Origin of the sequence: Sedimentitalea sp., assembly GCF_039973035.1 — a bacterium.
Lineage (GTDB): Bacteria > Pseudomonadota > Alphaproteobacteria > Rhodobacterales > Rhodobacteraceae > Sedimentitalea.
In genome coordinates this window covers 65,694-77,195 of the sequence record NZ_JBDWLR010000025.1, presented here as the reverse complement: position 1 = coordinate 77,195, position 11,502 = coordinate 65,694, and the positions used below count along the sequence as shown (strand labels likewise).

At 58.9% G+C, this 11,502-nt stretch carries 10 protein-coding genes; 6 read left to right on the top strand and 4 right to left on the bottom strand.

Annotated features, from left to right (window positions below):
* Positions 1 to 93: 93 nt before the first annotated feature.
* The 4 genes from ABJO75_RS05730 (at position 94) to ABJO75_RS05715 (ending at position 6,265) form a co-directional block, all read left to right on the top strand.
* Positions 94 to 1,275: an aminotransferase class I/II-fold pyridoxal phosphate-dependent enzyme gene (locus ABJO75_RS05730; protein ID WP_348135176.1), complete on the top strand. Its 1,182-nt coding sequence runs from the start codon at positions 94 to 96 to the stop codon at positions 1,273 to 1,275.
* Positions 1,276 to 1,288: 13 nt separating this feature from the next.
* On the top strand, positions 1,289 to 4,213 hold the full coding sequence (locus tag ABJO75_RS05725) for a DNA translocase FtsK 4TM domain-containing protein (RefSeq protein WP_348135174.1): 2,925 nt from the start codon (positions 1,289 to 1,291) through the stop codon (positions 4,211 to 4,213).
* 77 nt (positions 4,214 to 4,290) lie between these two features.
* Positions 4,291 to 5,583, top strand: coding sequence for a type I secretion protein (locus ABJO75_RS05720; protein ID WP_348135172.1), 1,293 nt, complete (start codon positions 4,291 to 4,293; stop codon positions 5,581 to 5,583).
* 88 nt (positions 5,584 to 5,671) lie between these two features.
* The gene (locus ABJO75_RS05715; protein WP_348135294.1) at positions 5,672 to 6,265 is read left to right on the top strand and encodes an outer membrane lipoprotein carrier protein LolA; all 594 of its coding nucleotides are present in this window, start codon (positions 5,672 to 5,674) and stop codon (positions 6,263 to 6,265) included.
* A gap of 44 nt (positions 6,266 to 6,309) precedes the next feature.
* Here ABJO75_RS05715 and ABJO75_RS05710 read toward each other — a convergent pair whose 3' ends face one another.
* Positions 6,310 to 6,897, bottom strand: a complete 588-nt coding sequence (locus tag ABJO75_RS05710; RefSeq protein WP_348135170.1) for a lytic transglycosylase — start codon at positions 6,895 to 6,897, stop codon at positions 6,310 to 6,312.
* Positions 6,898 to 7,147: 250 nt separating this feature from the next.
* Between ABJO75_RS05710 and hspQ the strand changes: the two genes are divergently transcribed.
* Positions 7,148 to 7,474 carry a heat shock protein HspQ gene (hspQ, locus tag ABJO75_RS05705; RefSeq protein WP_348135168.1) on the top strand — a complete coding sequence of 109 codons (327 nt, stop codon included), beginning with the start codon at positions 7,148 to 7,150 and terminating at the stop codon, positions 7,472 to 7,474.
* A gap of 15 nt (positions 7,475 to 7,489) precedes the next feature.
* Here the strand turns inward: hspQ and ABJO75_RS05700 are convergent, their stop codons facing one another.
* From ABJO75_RS05700 to ABJO75_RS05690, 3 genes are all read right to left on the bottom strand, one after another.
* A complete protein-coding gene (locus tag ABJO75_RS05700) occupies positions 7,490 to 9,067 on the bottom strand; it encodes a gamma-glutamyltransferase family protein (RefSeq protein WP_348135166.1) in 1,578 nt (525 codons plus the stop codon).
* A 291-nt stretch (positions 9,068 to 9,358) separates the two neighbouring features.
* A complete protein-coding gene (locus tag ABJO75_RS05695) occupies positions 9,359 to 9,805 on the bottom strand; it encodes an ATP-binding protein (protein ID WP_348135164.1) in 447 nt (148 codons plus the stop codon).
* A 19-nt stretch (positions 9,806 to 9,824) separates the two neighbouring features.
* On the bottom strand, positions 9,825 to 10,163 hold the full coding sequence (locus ABJO75_RS05690) for an STAS domain-containing protein (RefSeq protein ID WP_348135162.1): 339 nt from the start codon (positions 10,161 to 10,163) through the stop codon (positions 9,825 to 9,827).
* Positions 10,164 to 10,259: 96 nt separating this feature from the next.
* Here ABJO75_RS05690 and ABJO75_RS05685 point away from each other — a divergent pair, with 96 nt between their 5' ends.
* The gene (locus ABJO75_RS05685; RefSeq protein WP_348135160.1) at positions 10,260 to 11,432 is read left to right on the top strand and encodes an acetyl-CoA C-acyltransferase; all 1,173 of its coding nucleotides are present in this window, start codon (positions 10,260 to 10,262) and stop codon (positions 11,430 to 11,432) included.
* Positions 11,433 to 11,502: the final 70 nt, after the last annotated feature.

Genomic DNA, 11,502 nt, shown 5'->3' with positions numbered 1-11,502 from the left:
CGGTTTCAAGGTACCCTTTGTCTGGACGGACACGCACGGCATCTGTAATCTGCTATCAACGGGGCGAATATGATCCCGACCTGAGGCAGCAACATGAATCTACCCGAACGGTTCTCGAACCTACCGGAATACGCATTTCCGCGTCTGCGCGCGCTGTTGGACGTTCACGCGCCCGGCGGTGACATTGTGCATATGACCATTGGTGAGCCAAAACATGCGTTTCCTCAATGGGTTACGGATGTCATTGTCGAGAATGCGGCCGGTTTCAATTCCTACCCTCAGAACGAGGGTGCCGAAGCGTTGCGTGGTGCAATGGCGGATTGGGTTGCACGCCGCTATGGCGTGACGCTGGTTCCGGATCGTCAGATCATGGCGCTGAATGGCACGCGAGAAGGGCTTTATAACGCCGCGATGGCGCTGTGCCCCGAGACGAAAAACGGCCAGAAACCGACGATCCTGACGCCGAACCCGTTTTATCAGGTCTATATGGTTGCGGCGATTTCGGTCGGCGCAGAGCCGGTTTTTGTGCCTGCCACCGCAGCGAACGGACACCTGCCGGACTATGCCTCGGTGGGGGCGGATGTGTTGAACCGCACCGCGATTGTCTATGTCTGCTCGCCTGCAAATCCGCAGGGTGCCGTGGCCAATCGGGACTATTGGGCTAATCTGATCTCGCTGGCCGAGCAGTATGATTTTCGCATTTTCGCTGACGAGTGCTATTCCGAGATATACCGTGACACACCGCCACCAGGCGCCTTGCAAGTTGCGCAGGAGATGGGGGCAGACCCGGAGCGGGTTACGATTTTTCATTCCCTGTCCAAGCGTTCGAACCTGCCTGGGCTGCGTTCGGGGTTTGTTGCGGGCGGGCCCAAGACGATCGAGCAGATCAAATTGCTGCGCAGCTATGCGGGCGCACCATTGCCGGGGCCACTGCAGGCGGCTGCGGCGGCGGTCTGGGCGGACGAAGATCACGTTATCGAAAACCGGGCGTTGTATCGTGAGAAATACGCCATTGCAGATGAAGTTATGGGGTCGGTTCAGGGCTACGTTACGCCAGAGGCCGGTTTCTTTCTCTGGTTGCCGGTCGACGATGGCGAGGCGGCAACCCTGAAGCTGTGGACGGAAACCGGGGTTCGGGTGCTTCCGGGCGCCTATCTGGCGCAGGGAAAACGGGGCGAAAACCCCGGTGAAGGATACATACGGGTCGCGATGGTGGCTCCAAAAAACGACACACAGAGCGGGCTGATTCAGCTGCGCGACTGTTTGTACAGGTAGATCGAGGGTAGTTATGGCATATCACACACGCAGTCGGGATCCTTTGCTGGATAGCAACATGCAGGCGGCAATCGAAAAACGCGGCAAGGAATTGCTGGGGATTGTCCTGATCTGTCTGGGGCTCGCGGCGGCGTCGATGATCGCCTCTTATACGCCGGATGATCCCAACTGGATGGTGTCAACCGATGCGCCGGTGCAGAACTGGCTGGGTCAGTTCGGGGCGTCGCTCGCTGCACCGCTGTTCATGATTGTAGGCTGGGGCAGTTGGGGGATTGCGCTGGTCTGTCTGGTCTGGGGCGTGCGCTTTGCATTCCACATGGGGGAAGATTGCGCCGTTGGGCGGGTGATCTTTGCCCCGATCGCCATCGCGCTGGCCTCGATCTATGCAGCAACTTTGGTGCCGGATGCGGAATGGCGCGCGACGCACAGCTTTGGGCTGGGCGGGTTGTTTGGCGATACGGTCATGGGCGTGTTGCTGACACTGTTGCCGATCGGATCAAATCTGGCGCTGAAACTGATGTCGTTTCTGACCGCAATCTGCATGGTGTCGCTGGCAGCCTACGTTTTCGGGTTTACCCGCGCCGAAGTGGGCCGGGGTCTGCGTCTGTCACTGTATGGTGTGATCATGGGCTATAGCTGGCTGCGTGCAGCACTGGGCCGGGGTGCGGTTACGGCCGCCAGCGTGGCGCGGGAGCGCGCGGCCCAATTCGCCGAGCGTCGTGTCGCGCGTGCGGACATCGAGTATGAGGACGACGACGCCTTTACCATCCGCCGGGTTGCGGATGATCCGGAACTCGACATGGGCGATGACTATGAAATTGAGGAAGAGCCGGAAGAGCGTGGCGGATTCCTGTCGCGTATGCCGTCGCTGATCCGTCGAGCTGATCCGATGCCGCAGGCGGAATTGGTCGAAGCACAGGAAATTGACGGGTATGATGACATGCCCGGCGATGACCGCATCCGGGCCAAGATTGCCGATGCCGTCCGTTCGCGGATCATGCCGGGTGAACCCAAACCCGATCCGACCCGCCCGCTGACCAAGGGCCGGGGGCGTGGCCCTGATCCTCTGTTGCTTGATACATCGCGCCCATCGGGCTTGCGGCAAGAGCCGCCATTGACGTCGGCGCAGGCGGAATTGCCGCCCGAACCCATGTTGTATGCGCCAGAGTCTGCTTCGCCAGAACCTGCAGCGTATGAACCCGACATGATCGACCCCGTCATGCTCGCACCGGACGATGCGGTGATTGAGGCCGAGGATCCGGAAAATATCCTGCCGTTGGCCGAACCACCAAAACCTGAATTGCCAAAAATTCCGGTGGCAGAGCCGCGCAAGGTGGTGCTGAACCCGCTGCGCAAAGCCCCGGCACCGTCGCGTCGCGCACAGGCCGAGGCACAACCTGCATTGGCCTTTGATGAGAGCACGTCCGATTTTGAACTGCCGCCGCTTGACCTGTTGACCAGCCCGTCCACGATCAAGCGTCATCACCTGAGTGATGAGGCGCTCGAGGAAAACGCGCGGATGCTGGAAAACGTGCTGGACGACTATGGCGTCAAGGGCGAGATCGTCAGCGTGCGCCCCGGCCCCGTCGTCACCATGTACGAACTGGAACCGGCACCGGGCCTCAAGGCCAGTCGCGTGATCGGCCTTTCGGACGACATCGCGCGCTCGATGATGGCTTTGTCCGCACGGGTCAGCACCGTGCCGGGCCGGTCGGTCATCGGGATCGAACTGCCCAATGAAAACCGCGAGATGTGCGTTCTGCGCGAGGTTCTCGCGGCGCGTGACTTTGGCGACAGCAACATGCGCCTGCCACTGGCACTGGGCAAGGATATCGGTGGCGACCCCATCGTTGCCAACCTCGCCAAGATGCCCCACCTGCTGATCGCGGGAACCACGGGTTCAGGTAAATCGGTTGCGATCAACACCATGATCCTGAGTCTGCTTTACAAGCTGACGCCGGAAGAATGCCGCCTGATCATGATCGATCCGAAAATGTTGGAATTGTCGGTCTATGACGGCATCCCACACCTTTTGTCGCCGGTTGTGACCGACCCCAAGAAGGCAGTTGTCGCCCTGAAATGGACCGTCGGCGAGATGGAAGATCGCTATCGCAAGATGTCCAAAATGGGCGTGCGGAATATCGAAGGGTATAACGGTCGGGTCCGCGACGCTCTAGCCAAAGGCGAAATGTTCAGCCGTACGGTCCAGACGGGTTTTGATGATGAAACCGGCGATCCGGTGTTCGAAACCGAGGAATTCGCACCCGAGGCAATGCCATTCATCGTCGTTATCGTAGACGAGATGGCGGATCTGATGATGGTTGCGGGCAAGGAAATCGAAGCCTGCATTCAGCGTCTGGCGCAAATGGCGCGGGCCTCGGGTATTCACCTGATCATGGCCACGCAACGCCCGTCAGTCGACGTGATCACCGGTACGATCAAGGCCAACTTCCCCACCCGGATTTCGTTTCAGGTGACGTCGAAGATCGACAGCCGTACGATCCTTGGGGAAATGGGCGCTGAGCAGCTGTTGGGCATGGGCGACATGCTCTACATGGCCGGGGGTGCCAAGATCACTCGCTGTCATGGTCCGTTTGTCTCGGACGAAGAGGTCGAGGAGGTGGTCAACCATCTCAAGTCGTTTGGCCCGCCCAGCTATATGAGCGGCGTGGTTGAGGGACCGGACGAAGACAAGGAAAGCAATATCGACGCGGTGTTGGGCCTTGGCGGCAACACCAACGGCGAGGATGCGCTCTATGATTCTGCCGTTCAGGTGGTAATTCAGGATCGCAAGTGCTCGACCAGCTATATTCAGCGCAAACTGGCCATCGGTTATAACAAGGCGGCCCGTCTGGTTGAGCAAATGGAAGACGAGGGCCTTGTTTCCGCCGCCAACCACGTCGGCAAACGTGAAATCCTGGTGCCAGAACAGTCCTGAGCAAAGTAGACTGGAACCACACCCGTTCGGACAGTATGCTCTGAACGGGTGGTGAGTGGTGTCTAAAGGACTGAACAATGCCTGTTGTATCGGACTATACCTCCATCCTTGCCTATCTGGATGCCGACGAACGACGCTGGAACGCAACCGAAGATCTCGGGTTTCCGGTATTCGTCAGTTACAGCTTCTACACCGCTGCAACCTTGCCGTCTGTCGGCGACCTGGCCTATCCCGCGAGTGGGGTTCAGGCCATGTCGAGCGCGCAACAAGACGCCGTGCGGTCCGCATTAACGCAGTTTGAGGCAGTGGCCGGCCTTACTTTTGTCGAGACCACCGGCGAGGCCATGATCAATGCGCACACCGTCACCGGATCCGGGTATGGCGGCTGGGCGAACTATCCCTATGTGACGGACCTGACTTCGCTGGTTGGTGACTATGTAATCGACGTGACCAATGGCGAGAAGCTGACAGGCGACGGTATGGGAACGTTGCTGCACGAAATCGGCCATGCGGTTGGTCTGTCCCACACTCATGGTGGTGATGTCACACTGGAGCATGCACTCGATATTCGCAGCCAGACCGTGATGTCCTACAACTGGGCGCCGACCCCGACCGACACGCTTGGTCCATTGGATGTGCAGGCTCTGCAGAATATTTACGGCACCGGCGCGAATATGAACGGCTGGACCTATGGGTTTGAAAGCGGCGTTTTCGAAGTGAGCGGGGCCGCGCGCGACGATCGGATCATGGGGGTCGAAGGTCCGAACGTGCTAAAGGGCCGAAACGGCGACGACCTGCTTGTCGGTCGCGATGGCGATGACAAGCTCTATGGCGGCAACGGCGATGACACCTTGCTTGGAATGGATGGTGCCGACGAACTCTATGGCGGCAAGGGCAATGATCTGCTTGTTAGCCGCGTACAGGACGGCGTGAACTATACCGACCCGGGGTCGCACAAGCTGGTCGGTGGGGCCGGTGATGATGTGCTGCTAGGTGGAGATGGCGAAGACGAGATGCTCGGTGGCGGTGGGAATGACCGCCTCAAGGGTGGCTATGGCAATGACACCCTGACAGGGGGGCGCGGCCTTGACGTGTTGTTTGGTGACAGCGGTGCCGATCTGTTCAATTTCAATCCGGTAACCGACCGGCAACGGGACAAGGTGCGTGATTTCGTCTATTATGCCGACACGCTCGGATTTGGTGCTACAGCGCTGGTTCGCGAAGATTTCACAGTACAAAGTTCGGGCGGCGGGGCGCATACCGTGCTTACCATAGACGACGGGGCGAGCATTGATTTTGAGATTCTCCTCATGAATACCGTGGCCAGCGATATTGTCTCGTATCTCGACTATTATCACGATTTTTCCTGACAGGCTCTGATGGGCTGGAACACGCCGATGTGACAGGTCAGGGGATGTATCGACGAACAGGCGAGGTTATCTGCCCACTATGAATACTATGGTAAAGCTTCTTGTTGGGCTCGTCCTGACTGTATCGGCAACATCGGTCATGGCGCAGGGCAAGGTGCCGTTGTCCACGATTTCCAATTATCTGAACGGGCTGACGACGGTCACGGCCCCGTTCACGCAATACAACGACGATGGCAGTCAATCGACCGGGCAACTCTATCTGCATCGGCCCGGGCGGATGCGGTTTGAATATGATCCGCCCAATGGTGCAACTGTGGTGGCCGGATCGGGGGCGGTGGTGATCCATGACCCAAAATCGAACCAGCCGCCTGAAAGCTATCCGCTCAAGCGCACCCCCTTGTCGATCATCCTCGACCGCCGCGTGAACCTTGGTCAGGCGAACATGGTCGTCGGGCACAGCTTTGACGGCAAGTCGACAGTGGTGACCGCACAGGACCCCAAAAATCCCGACTATGGGCGTATCGACCTCAAGTTTGCGGGCAGCCCACTGGAACTGCGCAGTTGGGTCATCCACGACGGAGCCGGTAGCCAGACCACCGTGGTGCTGGGCGCGCTGACCAAGGGGCAGAAACTTGGGAGCTCGCTCTTTAATTCGCAGGGCGGTGGCGGTTCGAACCGGTAAACTCGCTGAAGCGAAGGGCGGCCCGATAGGGACCGCCCGTGCCGCTACCTTGCGGATTTGCAGTTCGCGAGCTGCGCGGCGTAAATGTTTGACCGGTCGTGAACCTGATCAGCGACACGCATCAGCCAGCTCTTGTTCTTGTAGGTTCCGCGCGCAAATCCGTTTTGTCCTTCGTGATAGGCCAGATACTGGTTTCTGGTATCGGTCAGGGCAATGCCGTTCTTTTCGCGGCTCTGGTTCATGTACCATCCCATAAAGTCGGTCGCATCGCGTATCCGGTCACGTTTGGCGCTGCGGCGGCCGGTCTGGCTGCGGTAGTCATCCCATGTGCCATCCAGCGCCTGGCTATAGCCATATGCGCTGCTTTGACGACCCATCGGAATGACGCCGAGAACATAGTTGTATGGGGTGCGCGCATTACCGCGAAAGCGGCTTTCCTGATAGATCGTCGCCATCTGCACATGCATCGGGACGCCCCAGCGACGCTCGGTCGCTTTGAACGCCTTGACGTATTTCGGGCGCTGTGTCGCGATGCTGCATGCGTCATCCATATTGCGCGGGGGCGGCTCGTGCCCACCACCACAGGATGCCAGAATCAGCAACAGCATCATCGCGCGAAGAGTTCTGCTCATCTGCCTCTTGCCTTTTTGGTCAAACCCTATCGGAAAACGGTGAGGTATGGAATCACAATTCCACGTGATCCGTCTGGGTATCGGCAAGTCTTTGCGTCTGTGACACCCCTTGCTTGCGGTCGGTGTTGAGAGTTCAGGCAAAGCTGACTGTCAATTCGCCGTTCACAGACTGTTTCTTTGATTTTGAATGCATTTATTGGACAAGCGCGACTTGAAAAGGTTAATTAGGACGGGTAGGGGCACCATTACTATGCTGAGAACGCGCGCAAAATATCATCTCGGTCAGGTTGTCCGTCACAAGAAGCACCCGTTTCGCGGTGTTGTGTTTGACGTTGACCCCGAGTTCGCAAATACCGAGGAATGGTATGAAGCCATCCCCGAGGAAAGTCGTCCTGTGCGCGACCAACCCTTTTACCACCTGCTCGCGGAAAACGATCAATCCTACTACGTGGCTTATGTCTCAGAGCAGAACCTCGTCGCGGACTACTCCGGAGAGCCGGTTGATCACCCCGACATCCCCGACATGTTCGGCCCCTTCGAAGACGGGTCCTATCCGCTGCATTTTCAGCTGAACTGACCGCCAAACAGCAGGTCAGTAGCCGAGCGCACAGCCATCCTTGCGCGGATCGCTTGCGCCTTCCAGAATACCATCCTCGGTTATCCGGATTGCCTGCGCCCCGCCAATTGCCGTGTCCGGTATCGAAACCGCATGGCCCAGATCGGAAAGCTGTTGCCGCACGGCATCGGAATACCCGCGTTCGACTTTCATATCGCCCGCATCCGAAAAGCATCGCGGCGCATCCAGAGCCTCTTGCAGCCCCATCCCAAAATCCTGCAGGTTGCTGACAAAACGGGCGTGTCCGTTGGGTTGATAGGCCCCACCCATCACGCCAAACGGCATCATCACACGCCCGTTTTCGCGCAACATCCCCGGGATGATCGTGTGCATCGGACGCTTGCCGCCGCCCAGTTCGTTCGGGTGGCCCTCTTTCAAGGTAAATCCAGCCCCGCGGCTCTGGAACAATATCCCGAACTTGTCGGTCGCTATCCCAGAGCCGAATCCGTGAAAGACGGAATAGATCAGGGAAACAGCCATCCGGTCCTTGTCGACCACAGTGATATAAATCGTGTCCTTGTGCACCGATTCCGTTAGCGGAGCAGCGGCGGGCATGGCCGTGTCGCGCCGGATCAGCGCCGCAAGCGCGGCGGCGGTTTCAGGGGCGAGCATGTGGTCCAGCCGTTCGGTGTGGCGTGCATCTGCGATAAACCGGTTGCGTGTGTCATAGGCCAGTTTCGCAGCCTCGGCCTCGATATGGGCGCGTTCGGCTCCCATTGGGTCCATCGCCGCAATGTCGAAATGCGACAGGATATTCAGCATCAGGATGGCAGTGGCGCCTTGGCCGTTCGGCGGATGCTCTACCAGTTCGACCCCGCCATAGTTTCCGCTGACGGGTGTCGTCGCTTCGCAGGCGGTGGCGGCAAAATCGTCAAGGCTGTGCACGCCGCCCAACGCGGTCAGTGTGTTGACCATGTCCTCGGCGATCTCTCCGGTATAAAATGCATCGCGCCCGTGTTTGGCCACCCGGCGCAACACGTCGGCCTGACCCGGTGCACAAAACATCTCGCCCGGTTTTGGCACCGCGCCGTTTACAAGATAGGTTTCACGCGCACGTGCGTTCAGGATCGCTGCGTCATTGCCCCAGTCAAAGGAGACGCGCGGCGCAACCGGCACTCCGTTTTCGGCATAGTGGATCGCCGGTTGCAGGATTGCATCCAGACCCAAAACGCCCACCGTTTCGGACAAATGGCAAAATGCATCCATCGCGCCGGGGACAGTCACGGCATCTGGACTGCCTTGCTCGATTGCGTTCAATCCCGCGCTGCGCAAGCGTTCGGCATTCGCGGCCGCAGGTGCCTTTCCAGAGCCGTTCAGTGCCAGAACGTCGTCGCTGCCGGCAGGGGAATAGAGCACAAAGCAGTCCCCCCCGATCCCCGTCATCTGAGGTTCGCAGATGCCCAGCAACACCGCACCGGCGATGGCCGCGTCCATTGCGTTGCCGCCGCGCTTGAGGATGTCCACAGCGGTTTGTGCCGCCAGCGGGTGCGACGTGGCGCACATGCCGTTCGTGCTGAGAACGACAGAGCGTCCAGGAACCTGAAAATCGCGCATCATGTTTCTCCAAATTGCCAGCAGAGCCTATGCGGCGAGTTGGGGAATGCCAATATCGGGGGAGAGTTTCGCTGCAAATTCCTTGGTGCCACGTACTGGGTGGGGGCTATGACACGTGGCACCAAGGGAAGCTATATGCAGCTACCCTTTCCTTTTGCAGTTCGTTTTGGTCAGCGGTTGGGTGGCATTTGGGCCATTTTGGGGCGGCGGTGGTTTGGTACGCGCCAATCACCACTGGAGATGATATGTCTGGCGCATGATCTTGCCATGCCAGATTAGAGCATCAGAGACCTATCTCACCTCCGGTATCAGATCGAACACAAGCCGCAGATGGTTTCGATCTTGCCAGCGCCTGTACCTGACGTTTCGGGTGAGCGCGCGGATCATGAACCAGCCGAACCCACCCTCGGGCAGATCGTCACGCGTCGTGCCGATATTGGCGGGCTTGCCATCGGGTAATCCCGCGCCGGGCAGTTCCGTACCTTCATCGACCAACAGCACCCACAGCACATTGTCAGAGACCCGTGCCCGGATCAGGGCCATACCTGAATCGACATCATGATATGCGTGTTCGACGATATTGTTCACCGCTTCGGCGAGCGTGATTTCCACTGCGCCCGATTGCTGATCGGTCACGCCGATTGCGCGTAATCGCGTCATGATTTCAGCCAGTGCGCCGCGCGTGCCTTGCACGGTCGCGGCAAATTCTTGTGTAAATCCTGCGTGCGTCCCGCTCACCTCAGATCACTCCGCTGGATCAGCTCGCCTCTGTTGATATTGCCTCATCCAGCGAGGCAAACAGGTTGAACACCGTGTCCATCCGCGTCAGTCGAAACACCTTTTCAACCGTTGGGGTCAGACCGGCGAGGTCCAGTCTGCGTTCATCGCCAAGCTGCTTCATCGCGGCAACAATCGCGCCGAGCCCGCTGGAATCGATGAAGTCGACGGCAGACAGGTCGAGTATGACACGCGCCGGACCATTGGCCCCATGTTCACGCATGTCTTCCTTGAACTGGATCGCCATTGCCGCGTCAATTCGGGAGGCATTGACGGTAATGATCTTGGCGGTGTCGGTTGCTGTGCTGGTCAGACTCACCAGTTTACTCCATCTCGGGGGTAGAAACGTGCAAGTAACGCTAGACGGCAATCCTTACCATTCGGTATGCAACCAGCAGGCATTGGAGGGATTATCATGAACGAGGTTGTCATCAGCGGCGCGGCGCGCACACCGATGGGTGGGTTTCAGGGCGTGTTTGACAGTGTTCAGGCGGCGGATCTGGGCGGGTCCGCGATCAGGGCGGCCCTAAAGGGTGCCGGTGCCGATACCGTCGAAGAGGTGTTGATGGGGTGCGTTCTGCCCGCTGGCCAGGGTCAGGCGCCTGCGCGTCAGGCAGGTTTTGCCGCCGGTCTTGGAGAAGAGGTGCCGGCCACCACGCTCAACAAGATGTGCGGATCGGGAATGAAGGCCGCGATGATCGGTTTTGATCAGATCGCCTTGGGTCATACGAACCTCATGGCGATCGGCGGTATGGAGAGCATGTCGCGCGCGCCTTATATTCTGCCCAAGATGCGTGGCGGTGCCCGTATTGGCCACGGCGAAGTTGTGGATCATATGTTCCTCGACGGGCTGGAGGATGCCTATGACAAAGGCCGTCTGATGGGCACCTTTGCCGAAGATTGCGCCGAATCGTTTCAATTCACCCGCGAAGCACAGGATCAATATGCGATCGCCTCGCTCGACAATGCGCTTGCGGCGGAACGAAGCGGTGCTTTTGACGATGAAATCGCACCGTTCACCGTACATGCGCGGACTGGCGAAGAGGTCATCACGCGCGATGAACAACCCGCCAAGGCGCGGCCTGAAAAGATTCCGATGCTGAAACCGGCGTTTCGCAAGGGCGGCACGGTCACTGCCGCCAACAGTTCGTCGATCTCGGATGGCGCGGCGGCGCTGGTCCTGTCCTCGCGTGAACATGCAGAAGCCAATGGCCTGACAATCCGCGCCCGCATTCTGGGCCATGCCTCGCATGCGCAGGCTCCGTCGCTGTTCACGACAGCGCCGGTGCCTGCTGCGCAGAAATTGCTCGACCGGCTGGGTTGGGAAAAGGGCGACGTCGATCTGTGGGAAGTGAACGAAGCCTTTGCCGTGGTTCCCATGGCCTTCATGCATGAGATGGGCCTGCCGCGCGACATTGTGAACGTCAACGGCGGCGCGTGCGCATTGGGGCACCCGATTGGAGCCTCTGGCGCACGGATCATGGTTACCTTGCTGAACGCTTTGGAAAAACGCGACCTCAAACGTGGAATCGCGGCCATCTGCATCGGTGGTGGTGAAGGCACGGCGATTGCGATCGAGCGGGTTTGATCTGACGCGCTACAGCCGTTGGAACGCGGTTGGTTACTCGCCGAATCGTTTTGGGTAGCGCATGCTAGAG